Origin of the sequence: Streptomyces sp. NPDC048496, assembly GCF_043200055.1 — a bacterium.
In the GTDB taxonomy this organism is placed as follows: domain Bacteria; phylum Actinomycetota; class Actinomycetes; order Streptomycetales; family Streptomycetaceae; genus Streptomyces.
On record NZ_JBICXB010000029.1, the window covers coordinates 15189 to 30489 of the forward strand.

General features: G+C 68.7%; 11 protein-coding genes. 3 read left to right on the forward strand and 8 right to left on the reverse strand.

The annotated features are described in order from the left end of the window. The first annotated feature begins 46 nt into the window (after positions 1-46). Positions 47-940 (forward strand): alpha/beta fold hydrolase, encoded by an 894-nt coding sequence (locus tag ACGFSA_RS23590; RefSeq protein WP_393307239.1) that lies wholly within the window; start codon positions 47-49, stop codon positions 938-940. A 37-nt stretch (positions 941-977) separates the two neighbouring features. Here ACGFSA_RS23590 and fxsT read toward each other — a convergent pair whose 3' ends face one another. The 4 genes from fxsT to fxsA all read right to left on the reverse strand — a co-directional run bounded on the left by fxsT (position 978) and on the right by fxsA (position 8850). Then, positions 978-4913 (reverse strand): FxSxx-COOH system tetratricopeptide repeat protein, encoded by a 3936-nt coding sequence (gene fxsT / locus ACGFSA_RS23595; protein ID WP_393307241.1) that lies wholly within the window; start codon positions 4911-4913, stop codon positions 978-980. Then, complete coding sequence (fsxC, locus tag ACGFSA_RS23600; protein ID WP_393307243.1) at positions 4910-6256, reverse strand: FxsC protein; 1347 nt, start codon at positions 6254-6256, stop codon at positions 4910-4912. Before fsxC ends, fxsT begins: the two co-directional genes overlap by 4 nt. A 115-nt stretch (positions 6257-6371) precedes the next feature. Beyond that, the gene (gene fxsBH, locus ACGFSA_RS23605) at positions 6372-8651 is read right to left on the reverse strand and encodes a radical SAM/SPASM protein FxsBH, inactivated beta-hydroxylase extension form (RefSeq protein ID WP_393307245.1); all 2280 of its coding nucleotides are present in this window, start codon (positions 8649-8651) and stop codon (positions 6372-6374) included. A 31-nt stretch (positions 8652-8682) separates the two neighbouring features. Continuing rightward, a complete protein-coding gene (fxsA, locus tag ACGFSA_RS23610) occupies positions 8683-8850 on the reverse strand; it encodes an FxSxx-COOH cyclophane-containing RiPP peptide (protein WP_393307247.1) in 168 nt (55 codons plus the stop codon). Between the two features lie 212 nt (positions 8851-9062). Between fxsA and ACGFSA_RS23615 the strand changes: the two genes are divergently transcribed. After that, entirely contained in the window at positions 9063-9989 is a 927-nt protein-coding gene (locus ACGFSA_RS23615; protein ID WP_393307249.1) for a DUF4231 domain-containing protein, read from the forward strand. A gap of 75 nt (positions 9990-10064) precedes the next feature. Here the strand turns inward: ACGFSA_RS23615 and ACGFSA_RS23620 are convergent, their stop codons facing one another. From ACGFSA_RS23620 to ACGFSA_RS23630, 3 genes are all read right to left on the reverse strand, one after another. After that, positions 10065-10544: a hypothetical protein gene (locus tag ACGFSA_RS23620; protein WP_393307251.1), complete on the reverse strand. Its 480-nt coding sequence runs from the start codon at positions 10542-10544 to the stop codon at positions 10065-10067. Between the two features lie 191 nt (positions 10545-10735). Next, positions 10736-11635, reverse strand: coding sequence for a S1 family peptidase (locus ACGFSA_RS23625; protein ID WP_393307253.1), 900 nt, complete (start codon positions 11633-11635; stop codon positions 10736-10738). Between the two features lie 397 nt (positions 11636-12032). Continuing rightward, complete coding sequence (locus ACGFSA_RS23630) at positions 12033-13235, reverse strand: DUF5685 family protein (RefSeq protein ID WP_393307255.1); 1203 nt, start codon at positions 13233-13235, stop codon at positions 12033-12035. 307 nt (positions 13236-13542) lie between these two features. Here ACGFSA_RS23630 and ACGFSA_RS23635 point away from each other — a divergent pair, with 307 nt between their 5' ends. After that, positions 13543-13986, forward strand: coding sequence for a cell division protein SepF (locus ACGFSA_RS23635; protein WP_327247169.1), 444 nt, complete (start codon positions 13543-13545; stop codon positions 13984-13986). A 39-nt stretch (positions 13987-14025) separates the two neighbouring features. On the opposite strand, the gene ACGFSA_RS23640 is transcribed toward ACGFSA_RS23635, so the two are convergent. Then, complete coding sequence (locus ACGFSA_RS23640) at positions 14026-15249, reverse strand: acyl-CoA dehydrogenase family protein (RefSeq protein ID WP_393307258.1); 1224 nt, start codon at positions 15247-15249, stop codon at positions 14026-14028. Between the last annotated feature and the right edge of the window lie 52 nt (positions 15250-15301).

Below are 15301 nucleotides of genomic sequence, written 5' to 3' on the forward strand. Positions count from 1 at the left end.
GAAAAGTCGGGCACTTCGTGCCCGCACGGAGTGGAGGAGGCGCGGAGTGCGCAATCGGGTGCGCGCAAGGGACGGGCGGCATCTGATGGTGGAGCGTCTGGGCGACCCGCAGGGGAGACCGGTCTTCCTGCTCCACGGAATGCCCGGCAGCCGGCTCGGTCCGGCGCCGCGCGGCATGGTGCTGTACCAGCGCAAGACACAGCTCATCACCTATGACCGGCCGGGCTACGGCGGCTCCGACCGGCTGGCGGGCCGCTGCGTGGCGGACGTCGTGGAGGATGTGCGGGCCATCGCGGACTCGCTCGGGCTGGAACGGTTCGCCGTGGTGGGCCGTTCCGGCGGCGCCCCGCATGCCCTGGCCTGCGCCGCACTGATGCCGGACCGGGTCACCCGTACCGCCGCTCTGGTCACGCTCGCCCCCTGGGGCGCGGACGGACTGGACTGGTTCGACGGGATGGCCGCCTCCAACGTGCTGGCGTACTCCACGGCGGCGGCCGACCCGGACGGTCTCGCGGAGTCCTTCATCTCCCGGTCGGCAGTGATCAGACAGGATCCGGTCAAGCTCCTCGACGATCTCCGCCGGGAGCTGACCGACTCAGACCGGGTCGTCGTCAACGACGCCGGAATCCGTACCATGCTGCTGCGCAACTACAGTGAGGGGCTGCGCACTTCGGCGTACGGATGGATCGACGACGCGATCGCGTTCTGCACCCCATGGGGTTTCGACCCGGCGGACATCACCGGCCCCGTGATGCTGTGGCACGGCGAGAAGGACGTCTTCTCACCGGTCGGACACTCCCGCTGGCTGGCCGGGCAGATCCCGGGCGCCACCGCGGTGCTGGAGCCGACGGCGGCGCACTTCGATGCGCTGTCCGTGCTCCCTGGCATCCTCAACTGGCTGTTGGAGGAGCACGCCACCGCCGCCCCCTCGAAGGGCTGAGCCAGGCGGGGCCCGCCATCGGCGGGCCCCGCCTGGCTCAGATCGTGATCGGTTCCAGTTCGCGCTGGAACCGGCTGTCCTCCCTGGCGATCCGGGTCAGCGGATGCTCATCGCCGAGCTGTCGGGTCAGCTCTTCGACCACTTCCGCCCGCACCTGCAACGCCTCGTCCTTGCGCCCCATCGCATCGAGCGTGACAGCCATGTTCGACGTCATGGCCAAGGTCTCCGGATGGTGCGCCCCGAGGGCCTCCCGAAGCTGCGCGGACACGTGCCGCTCCGTCGACAGCACGATGTCGAGGTCGCCGAGGTCCGCGGTTGCGTTGGCCAGGTTCATGACGCAGAACAGGGTGTGCGGATGCTCGCGTCCGAACACCTCGCGCATCAAGGCGACCACCCGTTTCAGCAGTTTCTCCGCCTCCTCCGCCGCACCGGCCCCCGAGACATAGACACCGAGGTTGTTCTGGGCGGCCAGGGTGTACGGGTGTTTCTCCCCCGGGACCTTCATGTACTGGTCGACGACTTCCTGTGCGGTGTCCCTGGCCTCGACCGCCTCGCCGGCCGCGAACAGGTCGGCCGCCATGTTGAGATCACAGGCCAGCGATTCGGGGTTGGCCGAGGTGTACTTGGCCCGGTACCTGGCGCGGGTGGCCACCGTCAGTCTGCGGGCATCCTCCAGCCGGCCCGCCCTGCGCAGCGAGACCGCGAGGCTCTTCGCCGCACTCAGCGTGCCGGGGAAGGTTCGCCCGAGGTGTGTCTTGTAGCTGTCGTAGGTGCGGCTGAGCAGACCGACGGAGTCCTCGTACCGTCCCACGTCCCGCAGATCGCGGGCCAGGCTCATGGCGGAGGACAGGCTGTACGGATGGTTCGCGCCGAGCACCTCGGTGCGCCGGTCGTAGACGTCCTGATCGATCTCCCTGGCCCTGGCGTACTGTCCGACGAGGCGCAGATTCAGAGCCAGGTTGTTGGCCGCCGCCAGCGTCCTGGGGTGTGAGTCGTGGAAGATCTGGCTGAACCCCTCGTGGGCTTCGGTCGCCAGCTCGATCGCCCGGTCGTACTCGCCGAGGGTGCCAAGGTCCGTCGCGAGGCTACTGGTGGTCATGTACGTGTGCGGGTGCTCCGAACCCAGTACCTCCCGCTGCCGGGCGAGGGTGATCTCGTCGAGTTCCTTCGCCTCCACATAACGTCCGCGCGCACGATAGATGTTGGAGAGGTGGAAGCAGAGGTAGAGGTACTGGAGATCCCGCTCGCCGAGCATCTCCTCCCATGCCTCGCGCAGTTCGGCACCAAGGGTGCCGGCCGTCCTGAAGTCACCGCGCTTCCACAGGTAGCGCACCCGGTCGATCAGGAGCCTGCGGGTCTCGGGTTCCCTGCAGTTGCGCGCATCGGACGGGCCGAGGTGCGGCCATATGGTCGCGAACCGCGGCCAGGTCAACGGGTTGTCGATCGGCTCGTCGTCATCGGGCCGGGCACCCGCCAGAATGCGGTGGACGACATGCCGGGCGTCACGCTGCTCCTCCTCGCTGAGCTGCGCCCGGATGACGGCCTGAACGAGGCGGTGCACCTGGATGGAGTTGGAAACCTGGTCGACCTTGGCGAGGGCGAACCGGCCGATCTCCCGGATGACCCGCCCGAGCACCAGCTTCTCCTGGAGCGACGCGTCGTACGGCTTCAGCGCCTCGATCATCTCCTTGCTGTACAGGAGGTTGGCGTTGATCGGCTCGGGAGCGAAGAAGGCGCAGAGCTGCAGCAGCCGCACCGCGGCGGGCGAGCGCTCCTTGAGGCGCTGGATGGAGATGTTCCAGGTGGCGGCGACGGGTTCCGGGTAGCCCGCGGGCTGGTTGAGGGCCAGGACCTGAGGGGCCTGCTGGGCGAGCTGTTCCAGATAGGCGTCGATGGGCGTGGCGGTCTCCGCGATCCAGGCCGCCGCCTGTTCCACTGCGAGCGGCAGGTCACCGACAGCGGTGGCCACCTGCGCGGCGTCCTCGACGCTCAGCCCCGGGGCGCGGCGCTGGAGGTGCTCGATGGACTCCTCCCGCAGGAAGACGTCGACAGGCAGCGCGTCGCCGTGCTGGGACCAGGTCTGGTTCCTGGAGGTGACCAGGATGTGACCGGAGCCGCCCTGAGGGAAGTAGCGCCGGAGCCGTTCGGGGTCGTCGGCATTGTCGAAGACCAGCAGCCAGCGGTCCGTCGGAACTCCGCGACGCAGCAGGTCGACGGCCTCCTGGGAGGCCGCGGCCATGTCGTCGCCGCCCTGGGCGCCGAGCCGGACGCCGAGTTCGGCGAGGCCGGCCACCACGTCGTCGGTCTGCTCGGACGATATCCACCACACCAGGTCGTAGTCGGCCATGAAGCGGTGCACATACTCGAGAGCGACCTGGGTCTTGCCGACGCCACCGAGCCCGTACAGGGTCTGCGGCTGGGGAAGCACGACGGCCATGCCGCCGCCGAGCTGGTCGCGCATCCGTTCCAGGACCAGGGAGCGCCCGGTGAAGCCGGGGTTGCGGGGTGGTGCGTTCCAGATCTTCGGCACGGTGCCGGGGAAGCGGGGCCCGGGCGCGACCCCGTCGACGAGCTGCACCGGGCGGTCCAGGGCACGCATCAGCGCCGCGGTGGCGTGCACCTCGTCGAGCCGGAAGAGGTCGACGGGGTTGCGGTCGATGTAGGCCGCGGAGAGGCGTACGTCCCCGACCCTGAGAGGGAGCAGCTGACGCCTGCCGCCGCCCGGGTCCTCGGCGACCGCCCTTTCCCACAGGCTGACGGCCCGCTGGGACTTGAGATAGGCGCTGGAGAGCAGGACGACGGTACGGGTGGCGGTCTCGGCCGCGAGTTGCGCCGGGTCGGCCTCGCCGGGCTCGGCGGAGACATCGCGCGGGACGACGCGGAATCCGGCCCGGGTGAGGACCGACTCGATCCAGTCGGCCCACATCCGGTTCTCCGCCACATAGTTGAGGAAGAGGTCGGCGGGCAGTGCGGGCCTGCGCCGGGTGAAGGCGTCGCGGATGCGGAGCCGTACCTCTTCCCCCACGGGGGGCATCGAGGTGATCTGCCGGTCGGTGATGACGGCGGTGAGCCGCTCGAAGGCGGAGAGCAGCGAGTTGGTCAGACCTGCCTCGTCGCCGAAGGTGGCCAGCGTCTCCTCGTACGCGTAGTAGGGGCGGTACGGAATCTCCACCGCTCCCCAGTAGGCGGTGAGTTCGTCACTGGACAGGTCCCGGGGCAGCCGGTCGAACTTCAGCCGGGCCAGCGCGCGGCCCGCGTCGGCCTTCTCCTTCTCGCCCTCGTCGATGCGCATCGGGACGGGGAAGATCGAGATGGGGCGGCCGGTGTAGCGCTCGGAGATCTGCCGGGCGACGGATGCCGCGCCGTCGATGGACTGGTCGCTGAGGGTGAAGCAGTCGACGAGCAGGTCCGGAAGGTGGACGGTGCAGATGTCGGCGATGTCGCTGAGACCGGTCCGGCTGTCGATGAGGACGTAGTCGTAGTTGGCCTTCATGTCGTCGCGCAGGGCGTCGAAGAAGTGCCCGCCGCCGAGCCGGTCGTAGAAGTTGTCCCAGTCGAAGGTGGAGACGGTCGCCGAGTATTCGCGGTTCTGGCGCCCGGCGGAAACGAAGTCGAGGGTGCCCCCCTGCGGGAACTCCCAGCCGAGCGCCTCCGGGGCGAGGGAGACGGCGTGCGGCTGGATGCGGGCGTAGTCGCGGTGCCAGTCGTCGGCACGCTGGACCGGGCTGGTGGCGGCCCAGGCGTACTCGGTGATCAGGTCGATGACGCCGGTGGTGGCGCCGAGTGTCGACGGGTCGAGAAAGGGATGGAAGAACCGGTGGAGTCCGGGCGCCTCCAGGTCCCAGTCGACGGCCAGTACCCGTTTGCCGTTGGCAGCCAGGATCCAGGCGGTGTTGGCCAGGGCCATCGTGCGCCCGGTACCGCCTTTGTACGAGTAGAAAGTGACGATGCGTCCGTCACGCCCGGCCGTCATACGTCCTCCGCATCCGTCGCAGGGTCGTGCATGTCCGGTATGAACTGTGTGTTGCCCATGGGCCCCATCAGTCGTGTTCGTTCAGTGTGACCGCCGCCGGTCGCCGGCGGATAGACCACCGCGTGGCGCAGATACTGCTGGGCCGCCGCCTCCACCACCTGGGGCAGCACCTGTCCGAAGGCATCCATGCTGGGCACTCCCCTTGCCGCGGCGCGGCAATACGCACGCCCCTGGCGAATCTTGGACGGCATGGTCTGTTCGAGCTTCTCCGTCAGCTCCGCCTCGGCGGCTCTGCTCTGGGGGTCCTCGCGGTTCCAGGGCACGACCATGGTCACCCACGGGCGGTTCTCGGCGTCGAAGGCCGCGAGTCTGCGGCGTCGGTCCTCGTCCATCAGCGCCCAGCGGTCGACGACCAGGATTTCCGGTCTGTTCGGTGGCCCCTTGCTCTCCGCGTGGCCGGACTCCTCGTCGAAGGAGGTGACGGTGGCCTGGTAGTTGAGGGAGCGCACCAGGTCCTCGGCGACATAGGCCAGCGGCCGTGCGGAGGCCGGGTGGTAGGGGTTCCAGTCGTGCGGGTTGTCGCCGTAGTAGTCGGCGTTGCGTCCCTCGGGCAGGTCGTGCCGGGTGGGAGCCGCGATGGTCACCTTCATCGGGCGAGGCGCACCGGCACCGCTGCTCTGCGAGCCGAAGGCGCTGGGGGCCAGCCGGTAGTCGACGGGGCGGCCCACTTCGATCCGGGCGCTGGCCGCGACGCTGACGATGCGTTTGGCGAGTTCGTAGACGGCCCGTTCGTACTCCTGGGCGAAGAGTCTGAGTTTGATCAGCCCGTAGAGCCCGTCACTGACGTAACGGTCCCCGAAATCACGGTGATTGAACTGCAGTCGCTCCGCCGGCCCGGGCAGCTGGTTCGGTGGAACCGGCACCCAGAGCGCGGGTACGATCGCTTCGGCGGGCTGATTGCTGCGGGCCCGGTGGGCGATGGCGCGCTGTTCGAAAGCGTGCCACTCCTTTCCGCACATCTCGCTGGCGAAGTAGCGCGGCGAGAAGAGCGGAACGAACACCCGGCAGGTGGCCAGCACGCTTCCGAGCCGTTCCGACCACCCCTCGCCGGACCGTATCTCCCGGTCCATGAACCCGGCGGAGGCACCCGCCGGGAGGTCGGTCATGGCCATTACATGGCCGCAGAGATCCTGAAACAGCCGCTCGACCCACATATCCGGGTCCGTTCCACCGCCGTACCCCGGTGTATGCGCGTAGCTCAAGAAGAAGTACGGCCGATGGTCCGCCGCTCGCGGTTGCGTTGATGCGTGCACACGACCCCCGTCCTGTGTGAGCACTCGCATCCGAGGAGTGTAGGAAGAATGCGAGCGAATTCATCATTCCGGAGCGGACGTTGCTCCACCCCCATGGCGTTCGGTCATTCAACACTGCTTTTCAGTCATCCATCCTCACGCCCGGTCAATCAGGTTCTTGATCAAAAGCAGTCTTGCAACTGTTCTCCCCGGATGTCCCGTGTGTACCGCTGATCTCTTTCCGGACTGCGGTCAGCAGCTGCTTTCCGTCGATGGTCAGTTCGGCCGCCGTTTCGAGCGTGTCGAGTGCCTGCGGCACCCCGTCCAGGAACCGGGGGTCGAAGAGACCCAGCCCCACCCGCTCATAGGTCATGGACAGCAGCCGGGAGAAGGGAACGGACTTTTCCTGCCAGGGCGTCCGATGGTCCCAGGCTCCGTCCGATGCGTACAGATCCGTGACATCCACGAGGGCCCTCAGCTTGGCCCGCCGGAATCCGCGGAGCAGGCCGAGCGCCAGTTCCTCGGCATCCGTGTACACGCCGATCCCCAACGCCCCGTAGCCGTGCCGCCCCACAGCGGGGTGTCCGGCGGTGAGCGGCGTCAGCGCGATCAGGCTGCCCGCCGCTTCGGCCGCCTGCCCCGGCACGACCGCCGTCAGCCGTTCCCAGGCCCCGGCGAGTCCCACGCTCCACGCCTCGGCCTCGGACTGCCCGAGCCGCGGAGCGACGGGCGTGTCGAAGCAGTCCCGGTACGGGTCGAGGTCGTCGAGTACGAAGCCGGGCGCCCCGCCGACACCCACGTGGCGCACCGGAAGCCAGCCGGGGTCCTCCGTCGACGTCCGCACGATCCGCCGTTCGGCCGCCTGCCCGTCCGGCCGAATCAGGAATCCGTCGTCGGTGGCGCGCACAAGGGCGGTGCCGTGCTCCCCCGACCCACCGATCCGTGCCTCTCCGAGGGTGGGGAGGAAGATTCTGCCGTCCCGGTAGGCGACGGGGACATCTCGCTCGAGTCCGGCGCGTACGGCGGCAGCGGCCACGGACGACGACAGCCGCAGCGTCGCAGGCCGGTCGGCACCCGGCCGGTCGTCGTACACGGCGTCCAGCGCGTCGAGCAGCCAGGTGCGGGTGTAGGGATGGGCCAGTACACCGTCCAGGCCGTCGGCGCCCGCTTCCGTCCGGTCCAAGGCCTGCACCAGCTCCCAGGCCTCGTCCCAGCGCTCTCCGCCCCGGCCGTCGAGGTCCGCGTGGAGCCGGGCGAGCAGAGTCCGCGTCAGGTCCTGGTGCGCGGCGATCAGCTCGTGCGGCTCCGCGACCGCGGCCGACTCGGTTTCCGCGGCCGTCCGCACCTCGATGCCGCGCACCAGCGCTTCGAGATCCGCGCAGTACACCGAGGGGTTGTCGAATCCGCTGTCCGAGCGGTAGCGGTGTGTGTAGAGCCCCCCGCCGCACGAACGTACGACGGGGCAACGGCGACAGGTCTCGCTGACCCCGGCCAGTCCGAGCTGCCGCGCCCGGACCCCGGGGTGCGCCGCGACCTCGTCGAAGGCGTGGGTGAAGACGTCGAACCCGGTGGAGGCCGCGCCTTCATAGGCGCTCTTGAGCGAGTCCACCTGTTCCAGTTGCCCGTCGGTCTCGACGACGACGAGATCGGTGGGGGCCAGGCCCAGGGACTCGGTGAGACTGGGTCCGCCGCTCAGGCTGGACAGGACCGAGGAGAAGAACCGCACCGGCACCGGCCGGCCCTGTTCCCTCCAGCGGTCGAAGATCGCGAGGAGCCAGTCGGCATAGGCCGTGGGCGACCCGTCCGGACGCGGCGGCGGCTGGTCCCAGGTGGCGTGCGGAAGCAGGAAGTCGATGAGCGGTGGATCGAGCTCGGCCAGGGCGTCGAACACCGCGTGCGGATCGTTCCGGATGTCAACGGTGCACAGCAGGCCGAGGTTGAGATGCCGGTAGCGCTCCTGGCGGAGAAGTTCGACGGCTCGCAGGACCAGGGGGTGGCTGGTGCGTCCGTCGGCGAAACGGCGGTGCCGGTCGTTGGCGGCCCGGTCGCCGTCGAGCGAGATGCCGACCTTGACGCCGAACTCGTCGAAGAGGTCGAGATAGCGCGGGCTGAGCTGGAGGCCGTTGGTATGGATCCGTAGATCGAGATCTGCGATGCCGTTCAGCGCCGAGGTGAGTTCCTCGCAGGCGCGGCGCAGACGCGCGGGGCCCGCCAGCAGAGGCTCCCCTCCGTGCAGGATCACTGACACGGAGGGCAGTGCATGTGTCTTGGCATGCTCAGCCAGGCGCTGAGCAGTCCGGAAAATGACTTGGTCAGAGATAGTTTTCGGACGGGTACGCCAGCTCTGATCTGCATGTTCATAGACATAGCAATGGTCACAGGCAAGATCGCACCTGCTGTGAACCTTGAGAACGATTTCGCGGAAAGGGACCAGGGGTCCTGTCATTCCACCAGTCTAGCCAGCCCGGAGGGGGTGACTAGAGAGCCGAGTTGAAGGTAGCTGCCTGGGTCGGGCGACCGGCGGAGGCGGCATGCACCCGTCCGAGCTTCCGAGTGGCTTCCTTGCCGCGCGCGTCGATCTCGGCGAGCGGCACACGGCTCTTCTTCGCATCGGCGAAGGGGCGGGAGGATTCAGAGTTCTTCACGGCCGTCCTTGATGGGATTGTTCCGGACACGGAAACTGCACCGTCCAGCTGCACCATTGCAGTGTCCGGCGGCACGACTTTACTCTCATGACCTCGGTTGGCAACTGAGGGCATCCTCTTACAACGCGAGCGTCACGTGGGACTGCCCAGGACGCTACGGAACCATCCATTCCGCCATATGGGTGAAGACAAAACCGCAGACGGGAGTGAACATGACGGCGATTCCCGGACCACTGCAGAGCATGGTCTTCCGGAACGCTGATCTGCCGGCGCTCTTTCACCACACGGACGCCATCGCGATCGCACGGCAACGGGAGGCTGTGAACACCACCCGCTGGCAACTGATCCTACTGGTCGTGGGCGCGATACCGGCAGCGCTTCCCTGGCGCTGGGAGGTTGCTGACACGTTTCAACTCATCGATGGGGTCGGGGTGTTGGCCTACCTGGGTGTCCTGATCACGACGTACCTCTCCTCCCGCCGCAAAGCAAAGTCGCATTGGCAACTAAATCGCTCGGCGGCAGAGTTCATCAAATCGATGTGCTGGCGTTACTCGGTGCACGGCTCACCTTTCGACACCAGCACCCAGCACCCGGAAGCGGTGTTCGCCAACCGGCTGGAAGAGGGGCTGCAGGAGCTCAGAAAAGTCGGCTGGACCGACCCGCGCGACCGGACGGCGGATTCGGGCGGACTCATCACGGATTCCATGCGCGAGTTACGGGACAGGGCGTATACCGTACGCAAGGAGACATATGTGCGGGATCGACTGATCGAACAGCGCAGTTGGTACCGCCGTCGCCAGGAGGTGTCCCGGCGCGCCACCCTGGTCTGGTCGACCACGATCGCCGCACTGACCGCCTTCGCCCTGGTCCTCGCCCTGTTGAGGACGTTCTCCGCCACCCAGTCCTTCGCCACTACCGGAATACTGTCCACGGCTGCGGCGGCCTGCCTGGCGTGGAGCGAGATACGCCGCCACCATCCGCTGATCTCCGCACACTCGCTCGTGGAGAAGGATCTGGAGTCGATGCAGGTCGCGATGGAGACCACGCTGACCGAACGGCAGTGGCCCCGGGCGGTGTTCGAGACCGAGCGCGTCGTCTCCCCGCAGCACACCGACTGGCTCGCCCGGCACCAGATGTGACGAGCGGCCAATAGATCCGTATGCGGAGTGCTGTTGCACATTCGGTCGTATACGACCGGCGCGTACGGATCCGGATCAGGCGCGCTCGACCCCGTCGCGCCAGATCACCGTGACCGGGCGGCCGAGCGCCCGCGCGTACGTCACGATGTCGCCCGTGCCGCCGAAGCCGCGGGCCGGCCGGCCGTCCCACACCGCGAGCAGCCGGTCGCAGTGATCGGCGATATAGGCACCCGCCGCGTAGTACGCCTCGTCGGTGGAGTGCGGGAAGTCCAGCAGCACCTCCCGGGCAGCCCGGTCCTTGAGGCTCCGGTAGCGGGCCAGTTCGGCGCCGGCGGCGAACGATGTCTCGTAGTCCCCGCTGGGGATGACGACGGTCAGTTCGGCCCCGTGGGCGAGTGCCAGGTCGGCGAAGAGCTGATCCGCCCCCACCGCCAGGCTGGAGAGGGCTTCCAGGGAGCCGTCGAGCCCGCGGAGCGCCGCCCGGATCCCGGCCAGCACATGGGCATGCGCCTCCTCGGGAATGCTGCGATGGCCGGTCACTCCGATGCGTTTCACGGACTGGAACCCCCTGGAGTGTCTCCGGGGGGTTCCCGGAGGACATCCCTCCGGGAGGCACAGCATCCGCCCCCGTCGTTCCTGCGCGACCGACCTCCCCCACATCCTCTCAAAAGCCGCGGGGTGTGCGGGAGCCCCCGCCCGGAATTCGGGCGAGGGCCCCGTCATGTGTGCGATCGGGCGCCGGTGCGTCAGTAGACGCTGACGCCGTATGCGCTGAGCGCCTCGGTGACCGGCTGGAAGTACGTCGTACCGCCGGAGCTGCAGTTGCCGCTGCCGCCCGAGGTGAGTCCGATCGCCTTGGTGCCGGAGTAGAGCGGACCGCCGGAATCGCCGGGCTCCGCACAGACATTCGTCTTGATCATGCCGTAGACGATGTCTCCACCGCCGTAGTTGACCGTGGCGTTCAGACCGGTGACGGATCCGCTGTGGATGCCGGTGGTGGAGCCGCGACGGGTGACGGACATGCCGACCGTCGCGTTGGCCGCGCTGGTGATGTCCTGGCTGCCGACGGTACCCGCGTGGGCGACGGAGGTGTTGTCGTACCGCACCAGGCCGTAGTCATTGGTCGGGAAGCTGGATCCGACCGTCGGGCCGATGTACGTCGAGTTCGACGAGTTGGTGTACCAGGGCGGATTGCCGTCGGTGCAGTGACCGGCGGTCAGGAAGTAGTAGGTGCTGCCGCTGCGGACGTTGAAGCCGAGGGAGCAGCGCCAGCCGGGGGCGTAGATGGCGTCGCCGCCGGAGAGCAGCTTGCTGAAGGTGCCGGACGTGCGCTCGATGCGCAGGGCGCCCGCGTTGGCGCCGGCGGACTTCTTGATCTGCTTGATCTCGGCCTGGGCGACCGTGCTGTCGGCGGTGACGACGAGGGTCTTGGTCGTCGGGTCTATGTTCCAGGCGGTACCGGCGATGTCGGCGCCGAGCACCGCATCACTGGCGGCGGAGAGCTGGTCGGCGCTGAATGTCGTGGTGGAGTTGGCGTGGGCACTGGGGACGGCGATTGCGGCGACGGCCACCAGGCCCGCGGCGACGGCGACGATCCGGCTTCGTCTCGCTGTGGCGCTGAGGGGGGTGGTGCGCTTGTTCCTCACTTGTCATTCCTCCCGAGGGGAAACGGGGGTCCGCCTGTGGGGTGGTCGGACCCGTGAGGCGCAGTCGGGGGCACGGCCGCGTGTCCGCAGTCCAGATGTGACGTGCCCCTGACAAGCGCTGCTCGGGAGTATTCAAGGCGTCAACTCCATGCGCAAGAGGGCCCTTTGGCCTGAACTCGGCGGAACGGGCCGGCCATCCGTACCGCCGCTCGCCCGCGAAGGCCCCGGCAGCGCGCGGGCCGCCGGGGCCTGAACCGATCGGGTGCGGTGGTGCGTCAGTGGTCGATCCGGTTCCGCAAGAAGTGGGGCATCGGCGCGTCGGCGATCGAGACCTCGCAGATCTCGCCGCCCGAGATCAAGTGACCCCGGGGCTGCTGACCCGCGCCAGAACCGTGGCTCAGCAGTCGCACCCGCAGTCGCAGCTGCTGCAGCAGTCACCGCAGTTGCTGCAGCAGTCGCAGGCATCGCAGCAGTCGCATCGGCTGCACAGCCCCTCGCGGCGCTGACGGCTCCACGGGTCCTCGAAGGTCCCGCAGCACATCTGGCAGGTGCAGGCGAGTCCCGCCCACACCAGACAGCCCGTGATCAGCCCGCGCCGGTCGCGCGGCGGTTCCGGCGGGGGCGACGGCGGGCCGAACGGGCTGCCAGGGGTGTTCGGTGCGTACGGACTGCCGGGCGGCGCCCCGAAGGACCCGATGACGCCGTGTCCACCGGCCCGGTGCGCATCCGCCTGGTGGGAGCACGTCTGCGTGGCGAACGCGCGGTCCACCGATCGGCGCAGTTCATGCACGAGCAGCACATGCGCCAGCTTGTCGTCGGTGAATTCGGCGTCACGCAGCGCCAACCGTACGCCGCGCAGCGCGTCGTCGCACAGCCGCCGGGCCTCGGCGCGCGAGGTACCGGTGGCGGTGAGCGGGTTCCAGGCGCCCGACGCCGCGTCAGCTTCCTGGTCCTCCACGGCATCCAGCAGATGGGCCAGCCGCCCGAAGAGCCGCCCGGCCTCGGCGAGCGGCTCGGCGTTCTGCGGCTTGCCCGCGAGTACGGCGGTGTGGGCGAAGGCCGCCGCGGTGGCCGTCTCGGTGGGCTCGGTGACCGTCAGCAGCGGGGTACCGAGCCCCGCGAGTCGCTCGATGCCGGTCTGCCGGTCGACGGCGTCGACGAGGACCGCGGTGTCGAAGCCCAGCTGGGCACCGGTGCGCGCCCCGGCCCTGTCCCAGCCCGCGGCGGCCCGGCGGGCGGCCGCGGCTACCGGGCGGCGCTTCAACAGCCCGTCCCGGTCGGCGACGTGGTCCCGTACCTTAGCCGAGGCCAGCACCAGCGAGACGGCGGCCGCGAGCCTGGCCCCTTCGCCGCGGGCGACCGGCGCGGTCCGCATGGCGCGCAGCGGGCAAGGACCCGCGGTGCGCCACCGGCCCGTGGTGCGCTCCGCCTGAGCTTCCGTCAGGACCGAGACGATCAGGCCGTCGTAGTTCGTGACGACCCGGGCGAACTGGCCGTGGTCCGAGCGAAGTGCGAGACAGAGCCCGCAGAGATGGGCCATCCACGCGGTCTTGAGTCCGTCGGACAACCGATGGGTGCAGGGCCTGACTATTCCGAACACGACAATCCCCCGAGAGCCGTTCAGTCATGCGCAGCGCTCGTGCGGGTGCGCGACAGGCATCGTATCGAGTGATCCGTTCACCCGTACGTCCCTCATGTCACCCGTACGGACCGGGGCATCATATTTTCTTTTCCCAGGGGTCCCATGCGGGAGGAACCATGACGAATCGCCACATCTTTTGCACCAGTAGCGTCACGAATCGCCTGCATGCCGACTATCCACTTGGCGCACGATCCGCATCATGGTCGACCATAGGGATACGAAAGAGATGCGGAACACCAAGGAACCGCGGTGAGAGGAGGCGTCCATGGGATCGGTGCGCAAGGCGAGTGCCTGGCTGGGCCTCGTAGAGGACAACGACGAGCGTTACTACGACGACGACGAGTACGCCGAGGGTGCACGGACCGGGACCGGCAATGCCTGGGTGACCGACCCACGGGTGCAGGTGGTCTCCGAGGCGGCCGAGGAGACGGGCCGCCGGATCGCCACCGTCACCCCGGACAGCTTCCGGGACGCGCGCGCGATCGGCGAGCTCTTCCGGGACGGCGTCCCGGTGATCATCAACCTCACGGCCATGGACCCTGCCGACGCGAAGCGTGTCGTGGACTTCGCCGCGGGGCTGATCTTCGGGCTGCGCGGTTCGATCGACCGCGTGGCCACCCGGGTCTTCCTGCTGACCCCGGCCGACACCCGGGTGCTCAACGGCGAAGCCGTCGGCCGGCCGGCCGACGGCTTCTTCAACCAGAGCTGAGCAGGGCGCTCGCCGGATCGGTCCGGCCGGCGTCCCGTTCTACCGGAATGCGTCCAGGCCGGTGAGCGCCTTGCCCAGCACCAGCTGGTGCATCTCCACGGTGCCCTCGTACGTGAGCACCGACTCCAGATTCGTCGCATGCCGCATCACCGGGTATTCGAGCGAGATCCCGTTGGCGCCGAGGATCGTGCGCGAGGTGCGGCAGATCTCGATGGCCTCCCGCACATTGTTGAGCTTTCCGAAACTGACCTGTTCCGGGCGGAGCCTGCCCGCGTCCAGCCGGCGGCCCAGATGGTGGGCGAGCAGGATGCCCTTGTGCAGTTCGACGGCCATGTCCGCGAGCTTGGCCTGAGTGAGCTGGAAACCGCCGATCGGCTTGCCGAACTGTTCCCGGGTCTTCGCGTAGTCGACCGCTGCCTCGAAGCTGGCACGCGCCGCGCCCATGGCTCCCCAGACGATGCCGTAGCGGGCATGGCTGAGACAGCTGAGCGGTCCGCGCAGGCCGGTGACCCCGGGGAGTACGGCGTCGGCGGGCAGCCGTACCTCGTCGAGGACCAGCTCGCTGGTGACCGAGGCACGCAGCGACCACTTGTGCTTGATCTCGGGCGCGGAGAAGCCGGGGGTGTCCGTCGGCACGACGAATCCGCGGATGCCGCTGCCGCTGCCGCCCTCGTCGGTCTGCGCCCAGACGACGGCGACCCCGGCCACCGAGCCGTTGGTGATCCACATCTTGCGGCCGCTGAGCACCCAGTCTCCCCCGCCGTCGCGCTTGGCGTGCGTCCGCATCCCGGCCGGGTCGGAGCCGTGGTCCGGCTCGGTGAGCCCGAAGCAGCCGATGATCTCGCCGGCCGCCATGCCCGGCAGCCACTGCTGCTTCTGCTCCTCGGAGCCGAAGCGGTGGATGGCGTACATCGCGAGGGAGCCCTGCACGGAGACGAGGGAGCGGATCCCCGAGTCCGCCGCTTCGAGCTCCAGGCAGGCCAGTCCGTACTGGACGGCGGTGGCGCCCGCGCAGCCGTATCCCTGCAGGGACATGCCGAGGGCGCCGATCGAACCGAGTTCGCGGGCGAGCTCGCGGATGCCGGGCAGCTCACCGTTCTCGTACCACTCGGCAATGTGCGGCAGGATCCGGTCGGCGGCCCAGGCGCGGACGATGGACCGGATCGCGAGGTCCTCGGGGCTGAGCAGATCGTCGATGCCGATCGGGTCGCCGGGGTCGAAGGGCGGGAGCTTCGACGGCTTCGCGGGAGATGGGGTGGACATGAGGGTGCCTCCGGCGGCTCGCACGATACTAAAACTAGCAGTGTTAGTTATG

Coding starts and splice junctions, on each gene's coding strand:
- fsxC (WP_393307243.1), bottom strand. CDS start 6,256: ATGCGAGTGCTCACACAGGACGGGGGTCGTGTGCACGCATCAACGCAA.
- ACGFSA_RS23635 (WP_327247169.1), top strand. CDS start 13,543: ATGGGATCGGTGCGCAAGGCGAGTGCCTGGCTGGGCCTCGTAGAGGAC.
- fxsBH (WP_393307245.1), bottom strand. CDS start 8,651: ATGACAGGACCCCTGGTCCCTTTCCGCGAAATCGTTCTCAAGGTTCAC.
- ACGFSA_RS23615 (WP_393307249.1), top strand. CDS start 9,063: ATGACGGCGATTCCCGGACCACTGCAGAGCATGGTCTTCCGGAACGCT.
- ACGFSA_RS23640 (WP_393307258.1), bottom strand. CDS start 15,249: ATGTCCACCCCATCTCCCGCGAAGCCGTCGAAGCTCCCGCCCTTCGAC.
- fxsT (WP_393307241.1), bottom strand. CDS start 4,913: ATGACGGCCGGGCGTGACGGACGCATCGTCACTTTCTACTCGTACAAA.